Origin of the sequence: Xanthomonas cucurbitae (assembly GCF_002939885.1) — a bacterium.
GTDB classification, from domain to species: Bacteria; Pseudomonadota; Gammaproteobacteria; order Xanthomonadales; family Xanthomonadaceae; genus Xanthomonas; species Xanthomonas cucurbitae.
This window is the reverse complement of record NZ_MDED01000016.1, coordinates 16,676-37,465: the sequence shown is the minus strand read 5'-3', so window position 1 is coordinate 37,465 and position 20,790 is coordinate 16,676. Positions and strand designations below refer to the sequence as shown.

Below are 20,790 nucleotides of genomic sequence, written 5' to 3'. Positions count from 1 at the left end.
GGGGGTGCGGTCGCGCCCGGGTGCGCTCCTACGGGGAGGCGTGATTGCGGTTATCGTGGCGCTGCGCTTGGGCTTGCCAGCGAATCGATGTAGCACGGGCTGTGTTTGCGCGGCTATTGAAGTGCGCTTGGGCCGGGGGTGCGGTCGCGCCCGGGTGCGCTCCTACGGGGGGCGTGATTGCGGCTGTGGTGCTTGTCAATCTTCTTCGGGTGGCGGCAATACGATGCCGTCTGCGTCGATGGCGAGCTTGCCGGCCATCAGCACGGCCTGGGTGCGGTTGGTGACGCCGAGCTTGCGCAGGATTGCGGTGACATGCGCCTTGATGGTGGCCTCGGAGACACCCAGGTCGTAGGCGATCTGCTTGTTGAGCCGTCCTGCGCCCAGCATCTGCAGCACACGGAACTGCTGCGGGGTGAGATCGCGCAGGCGCTGGCCGACTTCGCGTTCCTCGCTGTCGGTGGGCGGCAGCTGCTGCGCTTCGGTGGGAATCCAGCGCTCGCCGTCGAGCACCGTGGCCAGGGCGCGGCCGATGGTGTCCGAATCGGCGGACTTGGGGATGAAGCCAAACGCCCCATGGTCGATCGCCCGCCGCATCACCGTGGGCTCCTCGCGCGCGGACACCACCACCACCGGCAGCTGCGGATGCAGCGAGCGCATATGCACCAGCGCACTGAAGCCCTGCGCGCCGGGCATGTTGAGGTCCATCAACAGCAGGTCGGCATCCGGTTGCGCATCGGCCAGCGTGTACAACGCATCGACGTTGTCGGCCTCGAACAACTGCACTCCCGGCATCACGCGCTGCACCGCCCCGCGCAAGGCTTCGCGGAACAGCGGGTGGTCATCGGCAATGAGCAGCGTGGTCATGTTGGGGCCGGGAATGGGGAATCGGGAATGGGGAATCGCAAGAGCAGAAGCAAAGCACAAGAGCGACATCAACAACTAAGGGCAACAGCAACAGCGGTGAGAGATGGTGCGTATGGTGGCTCGGGGAAAGCCGCGAAACACCGGTTAACAGAGACGGACTGGAGACGGTCTTTACAATCCCCATGCCGCCTCTGCACCCCGTTCGCAGGGAACCGCTTCAACGATTCCCCATTCCCGATTCCCTCCGGTCGCAGGGAACCGCTTCAACGATTCCCCACTCCCGATTCCCCATTCCCAACGCGCGCCAGCGCGTTACCTCGCCAGCCGCTCGTTGACCAGCGAATCCACCACCGACGGATCGGCCAGCGTGGAGGTGTCGCCCAGTTGGTCGGGTGCGTTTTCGGCGATCTTGCGCAGGATGCGGCGCATGATCTTGCCCGAGCGGGTCTTGGGCAGGCCGGGGGCCCACTGCAGGTGATCGGGCGAGGCGATCGGGCCGATCTCCTTGCGCACCCAGCTCACCAGTTCCTTGTGCAGTGCGTCGCTGGGTTCTTCGCCGGCGATCAGGGTCACGTAGGCATAGATGCCCTGGCCCTTGACGTCGTGCGGGAAGCCGACCACCGCCGCTTCGGCCACCTTGGGGTGCGAGACCAGCGCGCTTTCCACCTCGGCGGTGCCGATGCGGTGGCCGGAGACGTTGATGACATCGTCCACGCGGCCGGTGATCCAGTAATAGCCATCGGCATCGCGGCGGCAGCCGTCGCCGGTGAAGTAGCTGCCCGGATAGGTGCGGAAGTAGGTGTCGATGAAGCGCTGGTGGTCGCCGTAGACGCTGCGCATCTGGCCCGGCCAGGAATCCAGCAGTACCAGGTTGCCTTCGGTGGCGCCTTCCAGGATCTTGCCTTCGGCATCCACCAGCGCCGGCTGCACGCCGAAGAACGGCAGCGTGGCCGAGCCCGGCTTGAGGTCCACCGCGCCGGCCAGCGGCGAAATCAGGATGCCGCCGGTTTCGGTCTGCCACCAGGTATCCACGATCGGGCAGCGGCTGTCGCCGACGACCTCGTAGTACCAGCGCCAGGCTTCGGGATTGATCGGCTCGCCCACGCTGCCGAGCAGGCGCAGGCTCTTGCGCGAGGTCTGCTTGACCGGCGCCTCGCCATCGCGCATCAGCGCGCGGATGGCGGTGGGTGCGGTATAGAACAGGGTGACCTGGTGCTTGTCGATCACTTCCCAGAAGCGCGACACGCTGGGATAGTTCGGCACGCCTTCGAACATCAGCGCGGTGGCGCCATTGGCGAGCGGGCCGTAGACGATGTAGCTGTGCCCGGTGACCCAGCCCACGTCGGCGGTACACCAATAGATGTCGTCCTCGCGCAGGTCGAACACCACTTCGTGCGTGTAGCTGGCAAACAGCAGATAGCCGGCGGTGGTGTGCAGCACGCCCTTGGGCTTGCCGGTGGAGCCGGAGGTGTACAGGATGAAGAGCGGGTCTTCCGCGTTCATGCGCTCGGGCTCGCACTCGGCCGGCTGGCCGTCGACCACGTCGTGGAACCAGCGGTCGCGCGGGGCCTGCATGTCCACCGCGCCGCCGGTATGGCGCACCACCAGCACGGTTTCCACCGTGGTGGTGCCGGGGATCTTCAGGGCGGCGTCCACGTTGGCCTTGAGCGGAATCTTCTTGCCGCCGCGCAGGCCTTCGTCGGCGGTGATGATGAGCTTGCTCTGGCAGTCGATCACGCGGTCGGCGATGGAGTTGGCGGCAAACCCGCCAAACACCACCGAATGCACCGCACCGATACGCGCGCAGGCCAGCATGGCCACGGCCGCATCGACGATCATCGGCAGGTAGATGGTGACCCGGTCGCCCTTCTGGACGCCCAGGTTGCGCAGCGCATTGCCGAGCTTGCACACGCGCTCATAGAGCTCGCGATAGGTCACCGGGTAGGAGGCGGCATCCGGGCTGTCGGGTTCGAACAGCAGCGCGGTCTTGTCGCCGCGGGTGGCCAGCTGGCGGTCCAGGCAGTTGACGCTGGCGTTGAGTTCGCCATCGGCGAACCAGCGGATGTGGAAGTCGTCCAGCGCGTAGCTGACGTCCTTGACCTGGGTGGGTTGCTTGAACCAGTCCAGCCGCTGCGCGGCCTTGCCCCAGAACTGCTCGGGGTGCTCGATCGATTCGCGGTACAGCGCTGCGTATTGCTCGCGGGTCACGCGCGCATCGGCGGCGAATGCGGGATCGACGGGATAAACATCAGCCATGGCAGCCTCACTTACGATGAACGTGTCGGGAGAGGGCACGGCAGCTGCCCTCGGAAAGCAATCAGTGTGCCGTATCCATTCTGTCCCGGCGTTCAACGCCGCCTTAGACCATGGTCGTAACCAGGCAGGTGCGCCAGCGCACATCCATTGCGCGTCCTGGTGCGGGCATTGCCATCCCGGTGGAATGCTGCGTTGCAGCTACGACCAAAGGCGAATAGGCTGCGAAGCGCGGACTGCCTCACGCTCCGCACAGCATCGCCATCAAAGCGCGAGGCCTTCATCGGGGAGAGGGGTTCATGAAACACCGTAATGCACCGTTGGTGCGTCATCCATTGGCCATGGCCGTGCTGGTCGCCAGTTTCCTGCCGGGGGTTGCGTTCGCGCAAACGGCCAAGGAAAAGGCACTGGAAGCGCGCATCGCCGAACTCGAGCGCCAAGTCCAGCTGCTGGTCAGCGCTCAGCAGCAACAGCAGGGCCAGATCGCCCAGACGCAGAGCCAGGTCAGCGAGGTGCGCACCTTGCAGGCCCAGGCACCTGCTGCGGCGCCTGCGCTGCCGGCCGGCAAGCGGCCGATCCAGCTGACCAGCATCACACCGAACGCGGTGGCGGGGACCACCTTCCGTTACGGTGGTTTCATCAAGGCCGACTTCATGACCACCCGCACCGGCGACGGCGCGTTGCCCGAAGGCGCGGTGGGCCGCTATCTGTATATCCCGACGCAGACGCCGGTCGGTGGCCGGGCGTCGAGCACCGACACCGACTTCCACGCCAAGTTCTCGCGCTTCAACCTGGGCGTGGACACCGTCACCGAGAACGGCGACAAGCTCACCGGCTTCATCGAACTGGATTTCTTCGGCAACGCGCTGGCCAACCAGGTCAACAACTTGTACGGCGGCACCTTGCGGCATGCCTACATGAGCTGGAACAACTGGCTGGCCGGCCAGACCTGGTCCAATTTCGTCGATGCCTCCATCCTGCCGGAAGCGGCCGACATCGTCGGGCCCACCGATGGCGCGTTATTCAGCCGCCAGAACCAGATCCGTTACACCCGTGGCGCCTTCAGCATCTCGGCGGAAAACCCGGAAACCCTCACCACGCCCTATCAGGGTGGCAACACCATCCTGGCCGCCGATCACGGTGCGATGCCGGACCTGACCGCGCGCTACAACTGGAAGGGGACCTGGGGCACCTTCGGCCTGTCGGCGATCGCACGGCAATACCGCACCCGCAGTGCGCTCACCAACGACACCGCCTTCGGTGGCGCCATCGCCGGCGGCGGGCGCTGGATCATCAATTCCAGCAACGACCTGCGGTACCAGCTGGCCTACGGCGAGGGTCTGGGCCGCTACCTGGGCCTGGGCAACGGCTCGGACGTGGAGCTGGACGTGGATGGCAACATCCACGCCGTGGGCACCTGGGCCGGTTGGTTGGCCTGGCGCCACGACTACACCCCCAAGCTGCGCACCACCATCATGTATTCGCGGGTGGACTACGACCACAGCCTGGCCAACACCGGCGGGCTTGCCAGCAAGTCGCAGCAGAGCATCCGTGCCAACGTGTTCTATTCGCCGTTGCCCAAGGTGGACGTGGGCGCTGAGCTGATGTACGGCCGTCGCGACGCGGAAAACGGCGACAGCGGCGACATCTCGCGCCTGCAGTTCACCACCAAGTACAGCTTCTAAGCTTCACTCATCGGTTCCCCCTGCCACCCCGGTGGCAGGGGCGGCACCGCCCTTGCAGCACTGGAGACCGACATGACCGTCTCGAATGACGCCTTGATCGCCAAGATCGATGCCAATCCGAAGTACCACGCCCTCAAGCGCCAGCGCAATGCGCTGGGCTGGACCCTCACCGTGATGATGTTGCTGGCCTATTACGGCTACATCGGGCTGATCGCCTTCGACAAGGCCTTCCTGGCCAGGCCGATCGGCGACGGCGTCACCACCATCGGGATCCCGATCGCGATCGGGGTGATGGTGTTCACCATCGTCATCACCGCTGTGTACGTGCGTCGCGCCAACAACACCTACGACCAACTGACCGCACAGATCCTGGAGGACGCGCGCAAATGAGCAAGTACTCGCGTCTTCTGCTGATCCTGGCCGGCCTGTTGCCCGCAGGCATGGCGCTGGCGGCCGGTGACATCGGCCAGGCCGACAAGCAGCCTACCAACTGGGTGGCGATCGCCATGTTCGGCTTCTTCGTGCTGGGCACCTTGTGGATCACCAAGTGGGCGGCCAAGAAAACCCGCTCGGCGGCGGACTTCTACACGGCCGGCGGCGGTATCACCGGTTTCCAGAATGGCCTGGCCATCGCCGGTGACTACATGTCGGCGGCCTCGTTCCTGGGCATCACCGCCGCGGTGATGGCCAACGGCTACGACGGCCTGATCTACGCGATCGGCTTCCTGGTCGGCTGGCCCATCCTGACCTTCCTGATGGCCGAACGGCTGCGCAACCTCGGCAAGTACACCTTTGCCGACGTGGCCGGCTACCGCTTCGCGCCGACCGCCATCCGCAGCTTTGCCGCCTCCGGCACGCTGGTGGTGGTGCTGTTCTATCTGATCGCGCAGATGGTCGGTGCCGGTGCACTCATCAAGCTGCTGTTTGGCCTGGACTACTGGGTGGCAGTGACCCTGGTCGGCCTGCTGATGATGGTCTACGTGCTGTTCGGCGGCATGACCGCCACCACCTGGGTGCAGATCATCAAGGCGGTGCTGCTGCTGACCGGCGTGACCTTCATGGCGGTGGCCATCATGTGGCACTTCAACTTCAGCTTCGAGGCGCTGTTCGCCGAGGGCGTGCGGGTGAAGACCGCGGTGGCGGCCAATGGCGGCGCCTCGCCGGAAGACGCGGCCAAGGCTGGCCTGTCGATCATGGGCCCAGGCGGTTTCGTCAAGGACCCGATCTCGGCCATCTCCTTCGGCATGGCGCTGATGTTCGGTACTGCGGGCCTGCCGCACATCCTGATGCGCTTCTTCACCGTTCCCGATGCCAAGCAGGCGCGCAAGTCGGTGCTGTGGGCCACCACCTGGATCGGCTACTTCTACATCCTGATCTTCATCATCGGCTTCGGTGCGATTGCGCTGGTGCTGACCAACCCGCAGTTCGCCGATGTCGCCACCGGCACCATCCACGGCGGCAAGGGTGCGGCCAACATGGCGGCGGTGCTGGTCGGTAATGCGGTGGGCGGCAACGTGTTCATGGGCTTCATCTCGGCGGTGGCCTTCGCCACCATCCTGGCGGTGGTGGCCGGCCTGACCCTGTCCGGTGCCTCGGCGGTGTCGCATGACCTGTATGCCACGGTCATCAAGAAGGGCAACCCGGCGCCGGGCTCGGAGCTGAAGGTCTCGCGTGCCACCACTCTGGTGCTGGGCCTGATCGCGGTGCTGCTGGGCATCGTATTCGAGAAGCAGAACGTGGCCTTCATGGTGTCGCTGGCCTTTGCCATCGCCGCCTCGGCCAACTTCCCGGTGCTGATCCTGTCGTTGCTGTGGAAGGACTGCACCACCCGTGGCGCAGTAATCGGCGGCTTCCTGGGCCTGATCTCCTCGCTGGTGCTCACGGTGCTGTCGCCGTCGGTGTGGGTGGATACGCTGGGCAACGCGGCCGGCTCGGCGCCGTTCCCGTACGCCTCGCCCGCGCTGTTCTCGGTGACCATTGGCTTTGTCGGCATCTGGCTGTTCTCGATCCTGGATCGCAGCCCGCAGGCCGCCAACGAGCGCATCGCGTTCAAGGCACAGCAGATCCGCGCCGAAACCGGCCTGGGTGCCAGTGGTGCTTCCGGTCACTGAGTGGTGCCTGGATGAGTGGATCGCAGACGCCGGCCTTGTGCCGGCGTCTTGCGTTTGGAGCGTGCAATGCCGGGTGGGTGTCTGCGCCAGCGCCCTGATGGGCGCGACTGGCATTGCGTGGGGTTGGATTGCGGCGCGTGGACACCATGGATATCGCGCTGCCCGCGCGCTGTGGGCTTCGCTAAACGCACCGGCAATTCGGGCGGTGCTCGGGCGGTGTAACAATTAAGTCACTGCGCGTGACTAAATTTCCTGACAAGCCGCCGCCGATCACGGATGGCTTGACTCACCCCGTCGCCGTGACACCGATACTGGCGCTTCTGGCAATTGCATCGATAGCGTCGACGCATCGGTGCACTCGCCTTCTCGCATTTCTCTCCTTCTTCGGATCATCAAAATGACTGCCTCATCTGTGATTCATCCGCTTGCACGCGCATGCCGGCTTATGGGTGCGCTTGTCGCCCTGGCGGCGTTACCGCAATGGGCAATGGCTTCCTGCAGTGACTCTGCGGACGCCAAGATGCGTGCCATCCTGTTCAACGGCGGCTCAAATACGGTTGTTCTCGCCCACCGTGGTTTATGGGGAAAGTATGCGGGCATTGCCGACATGCCCGAAAACTCGCGTGGTTCGTTGCAGGTCGCCAATGACCAGTGCATGGACGGCGTCGAACTGGACGTTAAGCTCACCAGCGATGGCGTGCCTGTGCTGTTGCACGACTACAACCTCGGCCGTACCACGACGGTGTGGCAGCAGCATCCGGGCGTCAAATACGACCCGATCACCAACCAGGGTGTCAATCCGTCGATCCTGGTCACACCTTGGTCCCAGGTCAGCCAGTTGTTCTTGCTGACTCCCGACCGCCGCGCCACAACCGGCTATCACGTGCCGCGCGTCGATGAGCTGTTCGCCTATTACAAGCAACACAACCTGCGCACGCCGATGGTCTTCGACATCAAGGACGCGGCAACGGTGCGGGCAGTGCGCAACGCCGCTAACGGTGCGTTCGGCGAACTCGCCGGCAGCTATGTCGCCGCCAAAGTCAAAGCAACGCTCTACGCCAGCCGTGACGCCTATCGCGCAGACGGTAACGGGATGGTGGGCATCCCGGTATTCACCACCAACATGCTTGGCAAGATCAATGTGCGCCAGACCATCGGGGCGTGGATGGATACCGGTAGGCAGACGATGGAAATCAACGTCAAGCAACTCGGCGGCTTGTTGCAGAGCGATGCCGACTTCATTCACGAGCGTGACTATCGCGTGGGCGTGTTCCAGGCCATTCCGGACGGCCCGTCGCCCGGCAAGTTCTATCAGAACAGTGGTGCCTGCTGTTACGCCTTGTCGGATCTGTATTTTTCCTATGCCGGCGGTCGCGACACGGCTGATAACCGCGGAGACCTCGACTTCATCGTCCGGCAGGAAGCCTTCGGGCTGATTACCACTGACGATCCGAAGACGGCCATGGCGTATCTGCGCGCGCGCGGCAAGCACGACTGATTGCATCGTCTGATCCGATCGGCGTCGGCCCGCTCGGCCGGCGCCCCGACGGTGGCGTTTGCCGCCGTCGGTTCTATCCAAGGGAGTTTCGCTACGTGTCTTCCATTCGTCTTGCCCTGAGTGCACTTGCGGTGGCGCTCATTTACACAGCGTGTCTGCGTGCAGATGCTGCGGCCATCACGACCTCCGGCACGGTCATGCAGATCGGTCCGCAATCGCTCAACGCGCAGGAATATCGTGCGCTTGCGCTGGCCGATCTGCCCAAGGAAATCAACCCTGCCACCGCTGCCGATCCTGCGTTCGTGCGGGAATTTGCCGATCGTCTGTTACTGGTGCAAGAAGCCCAGCGTGAGCATCTCCAGGACGATCCTGTGGTGGCAGCGCGCATTCGTCAGGCCACCGATGCCATCCTGGCCAAAGCAGTACAGACCCGTGCACGTGATACTGCCAAGATCGATGCCGCACAGATCAAGGCGCAGTTCGATGCGCACCCGCATGATTATGACGAGGTGCATCTGCGGCATCTGTTCGTGGCCCTGCAACCACAGGGTGATGCGCGAGGTGGCACACCGTTGAACGATGCACAGGCACTGGCACGGGCGCAGCACCTCAAGCAGCAGCTGGACGCTGGCGTGCCATTCGCGGAACTGGCCATGCGCGAGTCCGATGATGGCAGCACGGCCGCCGAAGGCGGCGAGCTATCGCCCATCTTCCAGCGCAACCTTGCCGATGCCTTCGTCGCGCCAGTGCAGGGATTGGGCGAGGGGGAGGTCTCTGCGCCGGTGCGCGGCCCGGAGGGATACCACCTGATTCGTCTCGATGCGCGGCGACCAGCCACCTTGGACAGTGCAGCGGGGCAGATCGACGTGCAACTGCGTGACCAGGCGGCTGCAACGACGTTGGCCCAACTGCGTCAGGCCAACCCGCTGAGCGTCGATCATGTTGCGTTGGAAGCCGCGCTGCGGTAACCGGCAGAACAGATGCCAAGGGATGCACAACCGATGCGCGTCCGGGATCACTCCCCGCACAGATCAGGCGCTGGAGTGATTGCAACGATCATGCTGCTGGCGTGCAGCGCTTGCTCGTCGCCCGTGCCGCAGTCGTCTCCATCGCAGAGGGGCAAGGCCACACCCACGCAGACGTCGGCGGCGTCCTCGCGACGGAAGTCGCACACCGTGCCGCAGCGGTTGTTCGATGCGGCGATACAACAACTGGCCTGCCGCGAACGTCAGCAAGAGCAGGCCGCGCAGATCGCCCGAGGGGTGGTGGCCACAGCCATGCAACCGGGGCGGGATGGGTGCACGGCAGGCACGCCATTGCAGATCGAGGCGATGTTGCGTACGGCCGCCGCGCAGGGCGACACGGACGCCAAGCGGTATCTGTTGGCGCAACGCGCAGCGCAAGTGATGCAGCGCGCCGTCGCCGAGGCGCCCGCCGGGACGCAGGCGAGGTTGTCGTCCGCCGATGAGCGCGAAGTAGACGCTCTGGTGAAAGACCTGGAGTTGCTCGCGCTGTCGGGCGACCGCGATGCCATCGAGACCCTGGCGCAGGTGGTGGAGTCACCGCTGCTGCATGCGCCCGACCCGGTCTATGCGGCCGCCTGGCGGCTGGCTTCGCGTCAGCCACCGACCCGGACGCCGGATCTGGCGGCACCGCTGGAGGCCGAAGATGAAATAGTGGAGTCGCTGCCTCCACAACAGCAGCAACAAGCGCGCAGTTTGGCAGTGGAGTTGTTCGGATATTGCTGCCGTGCACACGGCGGTGCTGGCTGAGCAGCGCCGGGCTTATCGGAAATACAGCGCTTTCAACGGCAAGGTGGCCGCGCCGATCGCGCACGCATTGGCCGGTGCTTCGGCGGGCAGTAGCGCCGGCAGCGGGCGGCCTTGGCCGCGACGCGGCTGGTTGTCGATCTGCACCGCAGCGATCAGCCGTTGCGCCAGATCCCTTGGCAGGCGCCCGCCGAAGACGATCGCTTCCGGGTCGCAGACGGCGGTGATCGCCGAAACGATCAAGGACACCCCTGGCGCGCTGCGCGCGATCCAGCGCTCGATCGCCGGCCATGTCGGGTCGTAGGCGGCCAGCAGTGCACGCACGTCCGCTAGGACGATCCCGTCCTCGGCCAGGAGTTCGCGCAGCAGTTCCAGCGTGGCGCGCTCGAGTTTTTGCGCGGGCAGCATGCCGGCGAATTCACCCGCATTGCCGCGCGCACCGCGCATCACCTGGCCATCGACGACCAGGCCACCGCCGAAGCCGTAGCTAAGGTAGAGGTAGGCGAAGTCGCGGTAGGTCCGGCCCAGCCCCAGCATGGCTTCGCCGGCCGCGGCCACGCTGCCGTCGTTGTCCATCCACACCGGCTGCGCAAGTGCGTCGGCCAGCCACGGACAGAGCGCGATCTGGCCGAGCGCACGCAGTGGCTCGGGCGGGTTGATGAAGGCATCCACGCCGGTGAAGAACCCGCTCACGGCCACCCCGACACCCAGGCGTGGGCCTGCCGCGTCGACACGCGCCAGCAGCGCGGCGTCGGCGGCCTGCAATTGCGCCAGCACACCGTGCAAGGTGGTATCGGTCAGTGCGGTCTCGCTGAGCGCCAGCACCGCGCCGGAAAAATCCACCAGCGCCAGGTTCAGCGCATCGGTGGCGATGGAGATGCCCAGCGTGTGGCCATGCCCGGGGTTCAACGACACCGCCACGCCTGGCTTGCCGCGTCCGGCCCGCACCACGCTGCTGCCCATCTGCACCATGCCACGCGCGTGCAGGCCGTCGATCAGGCGCACGGCGGTCTGCACCGTCAGCCCGGTGCCGCGGCTCAGGTCGGCGCGGGTCAGCACCCCATGCAGCCGCAGGCGCTCGAGCATGTCGCGCTCGTTGAGGCTCAGATCGGGAGGGGCGGGTGCACGGGGCGGCAAGGCGAAGGTAGCGGTGGACGGCATGGCTGAACGGGGAGGTGCACGACGGGATCGTCAAGCTTACGCAGCTGAAGATTGCAATAATTAATTCACAGTGTGTTATTAAATTAGCCTTCTCACCTCTCGCCGTCCAGCCCATGGCCCGTTTCCGCACCCGCCCGTCTCCTCGCTTCTGTCTGCTGGCGCTCGGCGTCGGTATCAGTCTGAGCGCCCATGCCACAGGGCCTGGCCCTGGCCCGAGCGGTCCCCCAGGCGACACTCCGGTGCAGCTGGATGCGGTGCAGGTGTCCGGCCAGCACCTGTCGATCCGCCAGGCCATCGGCGCCAAGCGCGAGGCGGCAGTGGTGTCCGATGGCGTGGCTGCCGACGATATCGGCTCGATCCCGGACTTCGGCCTGGGCGAGGCGCTGCAGCGCGTGCCGGGCGTATCGATGGTGGTCAACAACGGGCGGGGTGAAGCACAGTTCATGAGCCTGCGTGGCTTCAACCCCGACTACAACACGGTGCTGATCGACGGCGTGGCGCTGCCGTCCACCGAAACCAGCCGGCGCGTGCAGTCGCTGGATGTTATCCCCGCCTCGCTCGCGCAGCAGGTGGACATCTACAAGACCTTCAATGCCGACATGGACAGTAATGCCATCGGCGGCATCGCCTCGCTGCGCACGCGCAGCGCGTTCGATCACGATGGTCCCTTCGCCAGCGTGCGGGCGAACGTGGCCGATTGGGAAAACCGCCGGCATCTGCAGGGCAGTACGCCATCGGGCCAGGTGCAGGGCACTTTCAGCGACACCTTCGGCCCGGACAACCGCTTCGGGGTGGTGCTGTCGGCCGACTACTTCCGCCGCGATTCGTCGTCGTTGAACACCGCCATCGACAGCTACAGCTACTACGCCAACGGCGTTCGCCAGAACCTGACCCCGGGCCTGGACACCGACGGCATGGCGATCGCCCCGGACCGGTTTCGCCCGCTCAGCTACGACAATCTACGCCAGCGCCGCAGCGTGTTCGGCAAGCTGGAATACGACGATGGGCAGGTGATGAAACTGGCCTTGAGCGCCGGCTGGTTCGAGCACAGCAACGACGAACAACGCCGCTCGCAATGGATCAACCGGGTCGGCAATGCACAGCTGGCCGACGCCGACGACGGCCGCTATGCGCAGGGCAGTGCGCAGACCGACGCCAACCGCTTCGACCAGACCCGCACGCTGCGTTACGCACAACTGGGCGGCAGCTTCCGCCTCAACCAGGACGGCCATATCGATGTGCTGCTCAACCGTGCCAACGGGAGCTATCGGCAGGACACGCGCGAAGATGTCTTCACCGCAGCCGCATCCACACGGCTGGGATTCGGCTACGCACTGAGCGATGACACACGGCCGACCATCACCCTGGCCGACCCCGGCTACTACGCCAACCCGGCCAACTATCTGCAGTCCTACTTCCTGACGCGTGTGGAGAACAGCAGCACCGATACCACCACCTTCAACGTCGACTACAGCCAGAACGCCGACGCCGACGCGCAGGGCTGGGGGCTGCGCACCGGGCTGCACTATCGCGACCTGCAGCAGCGCTACAACCTGGACGAAACACGCCTGAATCCGGCTGGCCGGGTGAGCCTGGCCACGGTGGGCACCGACGACGCACGCATCTGCCCGTATGCCGATTTCAGCTGCCTGCTGTTGGTGGACCCGGCACGGGTTGCCGCGTTCGCTGCCGCATCGCCGGGCGCCTATGTGCTGGCCACCACCAATGCGCGTAACAGCGCCATCAGCGATTTCCGTATCGACGAACGCAGCGGCGCGGCCTACGTGATGGGCACCTGGCATGGCGAGCGCACCCAGGCCACGCTGGGCCTGCGCAACGAATACCTGCAGCGGCAGGTGCGCAGCGCGGTACCGCAACCACTGAGCAGCACCACCAACTACGTGCAGCAATCCGATGACAGCGATCGCCGCTTTCTGTTGCCATCGGCCAACCTTGGCTGGGATATCACTCCTGCCTTGAAACTGCGCCTGGCCGGCAGCCGCACGGTTGGCTTGCCCACCTACGGCGATATCGGCCAGAACAGCAGCCCGGTGGTGGATATCACCGGGTTGACCATCAACCGCAGCATCGCCAATCCGCAGCTGCGCCCGCGTCGATCGGACAATCTGGACCTGTCGTTGGAGTGGTACCCGGATCAGGACTCGCAGCTGTCGGTGGCGCTGTTCCACAAGCGCATCGACAACGAGATCGTGCGCCTGACCAGCACCGATACCGAACGCGATCCCGGCGGGCTGGTGGGCACCTACGAGGTCACCACCACCCAGGCGATCAATACCGGCGCGGCTACCGTGCAGGGTGTGGAATTCACCGCCATCGACACGCGCTTCGACTTCCTGCCTGGCGCCTGGTCGCACCTGGGTGCGATGGCCAACCTCACCCTGCTGGACCCGCGCACCGCCCAGGTGCAGATGAGCGATGGCAGCCTGCGAGCACTGCCCGGCCTGATGGAATCGCCCAAGCGCAGCGCCAATGCCTCGCTGCTGTACGACATCGGCCCGTTCAGTGCGCGCCTCAGCGCCAACTACACCGGTCTGCAATTGCTCTCCGCTGCTACCGACAACCGTGTCAACGACCGCTACTACGACGCCATCACCAGCTACGACGCGCAGCTGGCGTGGCGCTTCAACAAGCAACTGCGCCTCACCATGCAGGGCCGTAACGTGAGCAATGCGCGGCTGACCCGCGTGATCGGTGCCGACCAGCAACTGATGCGCGAGCAACTGGACAACGGCCGTGCCTATTACCTGGGAGTGGACTATGCGTTCTGATCGCCGCCGCAGCGCGGCGCGCCTGCTCCTGCTGATGCTCGTCTCCACCGGGGCTGCAAGCGCCGAGCAAGTGACGGCGCCAACAGCGGCGGCGCAGTTCACGCCGATGCAGACCCTTGTCAGCGGCGATTGCTGGGGCCGCTGGCCTGACGACGTACTGGCAGCCGTGAGCACCTGCAAACCGGCCGAGCACAATCGCATCGCCTTGCAGGTGCCCGACGATGCCGATGGCCCGGCCCGCGTTGGCATCGATGCACAGCCCTGCAACGGCGCGCGCTGCGCCGACCTGGCGCAGGTGCTGCAGCGTGCGCCTGCGCAGCAGCTGCTGTTGCGCACGCCGCCGGCGCGCATCGAGGTGGTGCTGGCGGCCCTGGATCGCGCCAACGCGCGTGCGCGCGTGGTCATCGAGCCGTTAGTGCAAGCGGTGCCGGCGCCGGCTGCGCCGGTCACCCTGGCACCGGGCGTGCGCTACTGGCGGCAGGCCATTGCCGGCGCTGCGCCGGTGATGCTGCATATCGCCCGGATCGACCTGAGCACGCCGGGTCTGCAGCTGGTGGGCACGCCCGGCCAACGCCGTGGCGGTGGCGAATTTCTCGCCACGCCCACCACCACGTTCGTGCGCGATGCCGGATTGGCGCTGGCGATCAATGCCGACTACTTTTTGCCCTTCGACGGCGGCCATCTGTTCGACCAGGCCTTCGTGCCGGTGGCAGGGCAGGGCGTCACCGCCGAAGGGCTGGCGATCGACAATGGTCATCTCGACTCGGCTGCCGCCACCACCGATGCGCGTGTCAATGCCGCCTTCTGCGTGAGCACGCACAACATCGCGCGTATCGTGCGTGGTAGCTGCGCGCAGGACACGCGCCTGGGCGTCGGTGCCGGCCCGCTGCTGCTGCTCGACGGCCAGCGCCAGCCACGCGAAGCCAGCCGCGCCGCCTACTACGACGGCCCGGAGCCACGCAGTGCGCTGGCCCTGGACCGCACCGGCAAGACGCTGTGGATGGTGGTGGCCGACGGCCGCCAACCCGGCTACAGCGCCGGCATCACGCTGGACGCGCTGACGGCGGTCCTGGAACAGCTCGGCGCAGTGGCGGCGATCAATCTCGACGGTGGCGGTTCCAGCACCCTGGCCGCGCGCGTGGACGGGCGCGTACGCACGCTCAATCGCCCCATCCACACCGGCATTCCGGGGCGCGAACGTCCGGTGGCCAACCAGCTCGGGGTGCGCATCGCCGCCCAGCGCTGAGGGGGGGCAGGGTGGCGCGGTACCATGGCGGTTTGAACCACGGCCTCCGCCATGAAGATTGCCTCCTGGAACGTCAACTCGCTCAACGTGCGCCTGCCACACCTGCAACAGTGGCTCACCGACTTCGCGCCGGACGTGGTGGGCATCCAGGAAACCAAGCTGGAAGACCACAAGTTTCCGGATGCGACACTGGCTGCGCTCGGCTACCGCAGCGTGTTCTGCGGGCAGAAGACCTACAACGGCGTGGCGATCGTGTCACGCTCGCCGGCGCTGGAGGTGCAGATGGGCATCCCCGGCTTCGACGATGTGCAGCAACGCGTCATCGCCGCCACCGTCGATGGCGTGCGCATCATCAATCTCTACGTGGTCAACGGCCAGGACGTGGGCACCGAGAAATACGCCTACAAGCTGCGCTGGCTGCAGGCCGCGCGGGAGTGGATTGCGCAGGAGCTGCAGCGGTATCCGCAGCTGGTGGTGCTGGGCGACTTCAACATCGCCCCGGATGCGCGCGACGTGCATGACCCGGCGGTGTGGAACGAACACCATATCCTGACCTCCAGCGCCGAGCGCGCTGCCCTGGAACAACTGCTGGCGCTGGGGTTGCACGATGCATTCCGGCTGCATCACGAAGACGCCGGGCAGTTCAGCTGGTGGGATTACCGCCAGGCCGGCTTTCGCCGCAACCTGGGGTTGCGGATCGATTTGACCCTGGTGTCGGAGGCGCTGCGCACGCGTGCGCTGGAATCGGGCATCGATCGCGAACCACGCACCTGGGAGCGCCCCAGCGACCACGCACCGGCGTGGGTGCGGCTGGCGGAGTCCGGTGCATGAGCGAACGGCATCTGCGTCGCAGCACCCACAAGATCGGCGAGGTCACGCTGGGACCGGTGCACCGGCTGAGCTGCCACTGCGGTGCGGTGCAGATCGATCTGGACCTGCCGCACGGCCTGCTGGATCCACGCCGCTGCGATTGCTCGATGTGCCGCCGACGCGGCGCGGTGGTCGCCTCGGTCACGCTCGATGGCCTGCACGTGTTGCAGGGCCAGGACGTGTTGCGCCTGTATCAGTTCAACACGCAGACCGCCGCGCATTATTTCTGCGGCGTGTGCGGGATCTACACCCATCATCGGCGCCGCTCCAATCCCGACGAATTCGGCTACAACGTCGGCTGCCTGGACGGGGTCAACCCGTATGCGTTGAGCATTGCGGTGCCGGTGGAAGATGGCGTGAACCATCCGGCCGATCGCATAGCGGCGCACGATTGAAGGGCTGCGCTGAAACCACAACGCCCGGGCAGGCCCGGGCGTTGCGTACAGCACGCGTGGTGCAGTCGCCTCAGCGCACCCGGCCGCGCGTGAACAGGTTGACGATGGCCAGCAGGAGCACCGCACCCACCAGCGACCAGACGAAGGTCATCAGCGTGATGGCCTGGTTGATGCCGCCGCCGAACAACCAGCCGGCGATCATCGCGCCGACGATGCCGACCACCACATTGAGAATGATGCCCTGCTGCGCATCGCGCCGCATGATGAGGCTGGCCAGCCAACCCACGATGCCGCCGATGATCAACCAGATGATGATGCCCATGGTGCCGCTCTCCTCGTTCGTTCGCACCGGACGCGGTGCATATGCGCCATTGGACGCAGCCGGCCGTGAAGCAGCCGTCGAGCGCGCCGAAGGCGATGGCCGTGCGTTCGGTTTGGTCGGCGCCAGGTGACGATGCTGCCGACCTGGCAGCACGGCCCGGTGCAGCTGTGGCTGCGACCGCACCGCCAGGGCGAGCGAGGCGAGCCGCAGGCGCGGCAACTGCTCGGTCACGCGCTTGGCCTGGATCCGACGCAGGTGCCCGTGCTGCGCGATGCGCGCGGGCGCCCGACCCTGCAGCCGGCCTTGCCGGGTTGGGACACCGGTTGGAGCCACAGCGGCGAGCATCTGTTGGTGGGATTGGGGCAGGGCGTGCAGCTGGGCGTGGACCTGGAACGGATCCGCGCGCGGCCGCGCCTGCTGGACATCGCGCAGCGCTTCTTCCACCCCGACGAACTCGCATTGCTGCGTCACCTGGCGCCGGACGCCCAGCAGGCGTTGTTCTTTCGCCTGTGGTGCGCCAAGGAGGCCTTGCTCAAGGCGCACGGGCATGGGCTGTCGTTCGGGCTGCATCGGCTGGCGTACGCATTGGCGGTCGATGGCGCACTGCAGTTGCAGTGGTGCGACCCGGCGCTGGGCCAGGCGGCGCACTGGCAGTTGCACGAATGGTGGGCGGCACCGGACTGCCACGCCGCGCTGGCGTTCTACCCGCACACCGCCGCGTGAAGCGGCGCGCCATCGACACAGGTGCCGACCCTCACGCCCTGGTCCAGCTCGGTCCGCTGCCCTTGCCGGACGTGCTGAACGTGTGCCGCCAGTCAATTACGCTTCCACCGCGCCCGGCCTGCCGTCCTCGACCAGGAAGCGTTTGCTGGTCGACACCGTCGCGTTGCGGTCGCGCCGGTCGGAAATGCCCTGCAGGCGCGTTTCCATCTGGCCCGCCGTCAGCGTCACCGAGACATAGCCACGGGTTTCGCCATCCACGTAATGCACATGCGGGTTGAGGGCCATGGTCTGGTGCAGTTCGGTATTGCTCTGCCCGTCGGAGGTGATCGAGGTGCCGACGAATTCGGTGGCCAGCGTCGGTGAGGCGTCGTCGGCCGGATCGGCCTTCAGGTCGGTGACCCAGTACGAATGGATGTCGCCGCCCCAGAACACCGGGTTGCGCAAGCGGGTTGTCGCCATCGCATCGAGCATGCGGGTGCGCGTGGCCGGGTAACCGTCCCAGCCATCGGTCCAGTGCCCGAGTACGCCATCGCGGCCGGTTTGCCGCATCGGTGCCACCAGCAGATCCTGCGCAATCACGTTCCAGCGCGCAGGCGACTGCGCAAAGCCGGCATGCAGCCAGCGTTCCTGTTCCTGGCCGAGCATCGTGCGGCGCGGGTCGGTGCGTTCGCGGCAGCTGTCGTCCACCACATGGCCACCGCGCCAGCCATTGGCCTGTGGGCAGGGTTGTTCGCTGCGGTACTGCCGGCCATCCAGCACGTAGAAGCGCGCCAGCTGGCCGTAATCCAGCGAGCGGTAGATGCGCATGTCCGCGCCCTGCGGGCGGTGCCGCGCGCGCAGCGGGAAATGTTCGTAGAAGGCGCGGTAGGCGGCAGCGCGCCGGGCCAGGAAGGTGTCCACCGGAATCGCTGGATCCTGCGACCAGCGGTTGGCGTAGTCGTTCTGCACCTCGTGGTCGTCCCAGGTCGCCACGCAGGCACTGCCGGCATGCAGCGCCTGCAGGTCCGGGTCGGTGCGGTAGAGCGCATAGCGGTTGCGGTAGCCGGCCAGGTCCAGGCATTCACCGCTGCCGTGCGGGCGCACGACCTTGTTCGCCGCCTCGCCGTGGTAGCTGTATTCGTAGATGTAGTCGCCCAGGAAGAACACCAGATCCGGCTGCTCGGCGGCCAGGTGGCGGTAGGCACTGAAATACCCCAGTTCCCAGTGCGAGCAGGACACGAAGCCGAAGCGCGCCGTCTCCGGCAGCTGATGCGCTGCCGGCAAGGTGCGCGCGCTGCCGATCGGGCTGCGCGCGCCCAGCGCCTGGAAGCAATACCAGTACGGACGATCGGCGGCCAGCCCAGTGAGCTCCACGTGCACCGCGTGGCCCCACACCGGGCTGGCGACGGTCTCGCCCTGGCGCACGATGCGGCGCATGCCCGGGTCGCTGGCCACCTGCCAGCGCACCGGCACTGCGGCATGCAGCCCGCCGCGGCCGTCCGGGTCCAGCGGGCGCGGGGCCAGCCGCGTCCAGAGGACGAAGCCATCGGCCAGCGGGTCGCCGGCGGCCACGCCCAGCGTAAAGGGGTCGGCATTGCCGCTGGCGCGTGCAAACGGACTGAGCAGCCCCGCGCCCGCCAGACTCGCGCCGGCGATGAGCAGGCGCCGACGGCTGCGATCCAGCGCCGCGTTGGTGGGGTCGGAATCAGGGGAGCGTAGGGCGGAAGGCGGGTCGATCAGGGGCATGGACAACGGCAGGCAGGCTAGCGGACGCGAGCATGCTGCATCGGTGACGTGTCGGTTTGGTGTCACCTGTGACACCTGTGGCCTCTGCGCTGCGGCGGCGTTCAGCAGCGCGCGCCGTGCCACAGCCCGGCAGTTGCGCGGTGGGCGAATGCCTTGCCGCAGCAACCATGTCATGCGTGGCCGCATTGCCATCCACGGCGCGCGCCTGCCCGCCTGCCCAGCTGCGATAATCGCGCCATGAACGATGCCGCACTCGCCCCCGATGTTTCCGCCGCGCTCGAACGCGGCCTGCAGGCCCAATCCCTGGATGCGGCATTTGCCGCTCCGCTGCTGCGTTACCTGGCCCTGCTGGTGCGCTGGAACAAGACCTACAACCTCACCGCCGTGCGCGACCCGCGCGAGATGGTCACCCGCCATCTGCTCGATTCGCTAGCCATGCAGTCCTACATCGTCAGCGGCACCCTGGCCGACCTGGGCACCGGGCCGGGCCTGCCCGGCATCCCGTTGGCGATCACCCGCCCGCAGCTGCAGGTGACGCTGGTGGAAAGCAACGGCAAGAAGGCGCGCTTCATGCGCGAGGCCTTGCGTCACCTGGAACTGCGCAACGCCCGCGTGGCCGAATCGCGCGCCGAAGCCCTGGACGAGCCGGCCACCTACGACCACCTCACCGCGCGCGCGCTGGACACCCTGGCCGGCATCATCGCCGTCGGCGGCCACCTGCTGCGCCCCGGCGGCAGCCTGCTGGCGATGAAGGGCGTGTACCCGCACGAGGAAATTGCCGCATTGCCCGACGGCTGGACAATGCGCGAGGTGCACCCATTACAGGTGCCCGGCCTGGAGGGCGAGCGGCATCTGGTGGTGGTGCGCAAGGGCTGAGCGGGTCGGTCTTCAGCTGCCCTCACCCCAACCCTCTCCCGCAGGCGGGAGAGGGGGCAAGCACGGCTCTCGACAACCCGCCAGGTCCCTTCCCCCGCCTGCAGGGAAAGGTGCCCGCAGGGCGGATGGGGGCCGTCGCCGATTGCAGGTGCCCGGCGTGGATGGCGAGCGGCATCTGATGGTGCGCAAGGGCTGAGCGTGGCGGTCTTCAGCTGCCCTTACCCGCAGGCGGGAGAGGGAGCAAGCACCGCTCTCGACAAGCCCGGCAACTCCTCCCCCCGCCTGCAGGGGAAGGTGCCCGCAGGGCGGATGGGGGCCGTCGCCGATTGCAGGTGCCCGGCGTGGATGGCGAGCGGCATCTGGTGGTGCGCAAGGGCTGAGCGTGGCGGTCTTCAGCTGCCCTTACCCGCAGGCGGGAGAGGGGGCAAGCACCGCTCTCGACAACTTGCCAGGTCCCTTCCCCCGCCTGCGGGGGAAGGTGCCCGCAGGGCGGATGGGGGCCG

At 66.5% G+C, this 20,790-nt stretch carries 17 protein-coding genes; 12 read left to right on the top strand and 5 right to left on the bottom strand.

Annotated features, from left to right (window positions below):
- Positions 1–195: 195 nt before the first annotated feature.
- Together XcuCFBP2542_RS10180 and acs are read right to left on the bottom strand one after the other, a co-directional pair.
- On the bottom strand, positions 196–864 hold the full coding sequence (locus XcuCFBP2542_RS10180) for a response regulator transcription factor (protein WP_104603462.1): 669 nt from the start codon (positions 862–864) through the stop codon (positions 196–198).
- Between the two features lie 312 nt (positions 865–1,176).
- Positions 1,177–3,120: an acetate--CoA ligase gene (gene acs / locus XcuCFBP2542_RS10175; RefSeq protein ID WP_104603461.1), complete on the bottom strand. Its 1,944-nt coding sequence runs from the start codon at positions 3,118–3,120 to the stop codon at positions 1,177–1,179.
- A gap of 296 nt (positions 3,121–3,416) precedes the next feature.
- Here acs and XcuCFBP2542_RS10170 point away from each other — a divergent pair, with 296 nt between their 5' ends.
- From XcuCFBP2542_RS10170 to XcuCFBP2542_RS10145, 6 genes are all read left to right on the top strand, one after another.
- Positions 3,417–4,802 carry a DcaP family trimeric outer membrane transporter gene (locus XcuCFBP2542_RS10170; protein WP_167526797.1) on the top strand — a complete coding sequence of 462 codons (1,386 nt, stop codon included), beginning with the start codon at positions 3,417–3,419 and terminating at the stop codon, positions 4,800–4,802.
- 72 nt (positions 4,803–4,874) lie between these two features.
- Positions 4,875–5,192, top strand: coding sequence for a DUF485 domain-containing protein (locus XcuCFBP2542_RS10165; RefSeq protein ID WP_104603460.1), 318 nt, complete (start codon positions 4,875–4,877; stop codon positions 5,190–5,192).
- Positions 5,189–6,913 carry a cation acetate symporter gene (locus XcuCFBP2542_RS10160; protein ID WP_104603459.1) on the top strand — a complete coding sequence of 575 codons (1,725 nt, stop codon included), beginning with the start codon at positions 5,189–5,191 and terminating at the stop codon, positions 6,911–6,913. The genes XcuCFBP2542_RS10165 and XcuCFBP2542_RS10160 overlap by 4 nt, the downstream gene beginning before the upstream one ends.
- Positions 6,914–7,400: 487 nt before the next feature.
- Positions 7,401–8,411 carry a glycerophosphodiester phosphodiesterase family protein gene (locus XcuCFBP2542_RS10155; protein WP_208800560.1) on the top strand — a complete coding sequence of 337 codons (1,011 nt, stop codon included), beginning with the start codon at positions 7,401–7,403 and terminating at the stop codon, positions 8,409–8,411.
- A gap of 95 nt (positions 8,412–8,506) precedes the next feature.
- Positions 8,507–9,379 (top strand): peptidylprolyl isomerase, encoded by an 873-nt coding sequence (locus XcuCFBP2542_RS10150; protein WP_249027638.1) that lies wholly within the window; start codon positions 8,507–8,509, stop codon positions 9,377–9,379.
- Positions 9,380–9,412: 33 nt separating this feature from the next.
- A complete protein-coding gene (locus tag XcuCFBP2542_RS10145; protein ID WP_425478020.1) occupies positions 9,413–10,183 on the top strand; it encodes a hypothetical protein in 771 nt (256 codons plus the stop codon).
- A gap of 12 nt (positions 10,184–10,195) precedes the next feature.
- Here the strand turns inward: XcuCFBP2542_RS10145 and XcuCFBP2542_RS10140 are convergent, their stop codons facing one another.
- Positions 10,196–11,341 (bottom strand): ROK family transcriptional regulator, encoded by a 1,146-nt coding sequence (locus XcuCFBP2542_RS10140; RefSeq protein ID WP_104603456.1) that lies wholly within the window; start codon positions 11,339–11,341, stop codon positions 10,196–10,198.
- Positions 11,342–11,454: 113 nt separating this feature from the next.
- On the opposite strand from XcuCFBP2542_RS10140, the gene XcuCFBP2542_RS10135 reads away from it, so the two are divergent.
- Genes XcuCFBP2542_RS10135 through XcuCFBP2542_RS10120 form a run of 4 tightly spaced genes read left to right on the top strand, consistent with a single transcriptional unit; the run spans position 11,455 to position 16,641 of the window.
- Entirely contained in the window at positions 11,455–14,130 is a 2,676-nt protein-coding gene (locus tag XcuCFBP2542_RS10135) for a TonB-dependent receptor (RefSeq protein ID WP_104603455.1), read from the top strand.
- The gene (locus tag XcuCFBP2542_RS10130) at positions 14,120–15,376 is read left to right on the top strand and encodes a phosphodiester glycosidase family protein (RefSeq protein WP_104603454.1); all 1,257 of its coding nucleotides are present in this window, start codon (positions 14,120–14,122) and stop codon (positions 15,374–15,376) included. The genes XcuCFBP2542_RS10135 and XcuCFBP2542_RS10130 overlap by 11 nt, the downstream gene beginning before the upstream one ends.
- A gap of 51 nt (positions 15,377–15,427) precedes the next feature.
- Entirely contained in the window at positions 15,428–16,207 is a 780-nt protein-coding gene (xth, locus tag XcuCFBP2542_RS10125; RefSeq protein WP_104603453.1) for an exodeoxyribonuclease III, read from the top strand.
- Positions 16,204–16,641 (top strand): GFA family protein, encoded by a 438-nt coding sequence (locus tag XcuCFBP2542_RS10120; protein ID WP_104603452.1) that lies wholly within the window; start codon positions 16,204–16,206, stop codon positions 16,639–16,641. The genes xth and XcuCFBP2542_RS10120 overlap by 4 nt, the downstream gene beginning before the upstream one ends.
- Before the next feature lie 70 nt (positions 16,642–16,711).
- On the opposite strand, the gene XcuCFBP2542_RS10115 is transcribed toward XcuCFBP2542_RS10120, so the two are convergent.
- Positions 16,712–16,963, bottom strand: a complete 252-nt coding sequence (locus XcuCFBP2542_RS10115; protein ID WP_104603451.1) for a GlsB/YeaQ/YmgE family stress response membrane protein — start codon at positions 16,961–16,963, stop codon at positions 16,712–16,714.
- A gap of 132 nt (positions 16,964–17,095) precedes the next feature.
- Here XcuCFBP2542_RS10115 and XcuCFBP2542_RS10110 point away from each other — a divergent pair, with 132 nt between their 5' ends.
- Complete coding sequence (locus tag XcuCFBP2542_RS10110) at positions 17,096–17,686, top strand: 4'-phosphopantetheinyl transferase family protein (RefSeq protein ID WP_425478019.1); 591 nt, start codon at positions 17,096–17,098, stop codon at positions 17,684–17,686.
- Between the two features lie 96 nt (positions 17,687–17,782).
- Here the strand turns inward: XcuCFBP2542_RS10110 and XcuCFBP2542_RS10105 are convergent, their stop codons facing one another.
- Complete coding sequence (locus tag XcuCFBP2542_RS10105) at positions 17,783–19,411, bottom strand: alkaline phosphatase D family protein (RefSeq protein ID WP_104603449.1); 1,629 nt, start codon at positions 19,409–19,411, stop codon at positions 17,783–17,785.
- Positions 19,412–19,648: 237 nt separating this feature from the next.
- On the opposite strand from XcuCFBP2542_RS10105, the gene rsmG reads away from it, so the two are divergent.
- Positions 19,649–20,287, top strand: a complete 639-nt coding sequence (gene rsmG / locus XcuCFBP2542_RS10100) for a 16S rRNA (guanine(527)-N(7))-methyltransferase RsmG (RefSeq protein ID WP_104603448.1) — start codon at positions 19,649–19,651, stop codon at positions 20,285–20,287.
- Positions 20,288–20,790: the final 503 nt, after the last annotated feature.

What these genes read in the sequence shown, in the direction of transcription:
- XcuCFBP2542_RS10180 (WP_104603462.1), bottom strand. Translation starts at nt 864, where the DNA reads ATGACCACGCTGCTCATTGCCGATGACCACCCGCTGTTCCGCGAAGCC.
- acs (WP_104603461.1), bottom strand. Translation starts at nt 3,120, where the DNA reads ATGGCTGATGTTTATCCCGTCGATCCCGCATTCGCCGCCGATGCGCGC.
- XcuCFBP2542_RS10170 (WP_167526797.1), top strand. Translation starts at nt 3,417, where the DNA reads ATGAAACACCGTAATGCACCGTTGGTGCGTCATCCATTGGCCATGGCC.
- XcuCFBP2542_RS10165 (WP_104603460.1), top strand. Translation starts at nt 4,875, where the DNA reads ATGACCGTCTCGAATGACGCCTTGATCGCCAAGATCGATGCCAATCCG.
- XcuCFBP2542_RS10160 (WP_104603459.1), top strand. Translation starts at nt 5,189, where the DNA reads ATGAGCAAGTACTCGCGTCTTCTGCTGATCCTGGCCGGCCTGTTGCCC.
- XcuCFBP2542_RS10155 (WP_208800560.1), top strand. Translation starts at nt 7,401, where the DNA reads ATGGCTTCCTGCAGTGACTCTGCGGACGCCAAGATGCGTGCCATCCTG.
- XcuCFBP2542_RS10145 (WP_425478020.1), top strand. Translation starts at nt 9,413, where the DNA reads ATGCGCGTCCGGGATCACTCCCCGCACAGATCAGGCGCTGGAGTGATT.
- XcuCFBP2542_RS10140 (WP_104603456.1), bottom strand. Translation starts at nt 11,341, where the DNA reads ATGCCGTCCACCGCTACCTTCGCCTTGCCGCCCCGTGCACCCGCCCCT.
- XcuCFBP2542_RS10135 (WP_104603455.1), top strand. Translation starts at nt 11,455, where the DNA reads ATGGCCCGTTTCCGCACCCGCCCGTCTCCTCGCTTCTGTCTGCTGGCG.
- XcuCFBP2542_RS10130 (WP_104603454.1), top strand. Translation starts at nt 14,120, where the DNA reads ATGCGTTCTGATCGCCGCCGCAGCGCGGCGCGCCTGCTCCTGCTGATG.
- xth (WP_104603453.1), top strand. Translation starts at nt 15,428, where the DNA reads ATGAAGATTGCCTCCTGGAACGTCAACTCGCTCAACGTGCGCCTGCCA.
- XcuCFBP2542_RS10120 (WP_104603452.1), top strand. Translation starts at nt 16,204, where the DNA reads ATGAGCGAACGGCATCTGCGTCGCAGCACCCACAAGATCGGCGAGGTC.
- XcuCFBP2542_RS10115 (WP_104603451.1), bottom strand. Translation starts at nt 16,963, where the DNA reads ATGGGCATCATCATCTGGTTGATCATCGGCGGCATCGTGGGTTGGCTG.
- XcuCFBP2542_RS10110 (WP_425478019.1), top strand. Translation starts at nt 17,096, where the DNA reads ATGCTGCCGACCTGGCAGCACGGCCCGGTGCAGCTGTGGCTGCGACCG.
- XcuCFBP2542_RS10105 (WP_104603449.1), bottom strand. Translation starts at nt 19,411, where the DNA reads ATGCCCCTGATCGACCCGCCTTCCGCCCTACGCTCCCCTGATTCCGAC.
- rsmG (WP_104603448.1), top strand. Translation starts at nt 19,649, where the DNA reads ATGAACGATGCCGCACTCGCCCCCGATGTTTCCGCCGCGCTCGAACGC.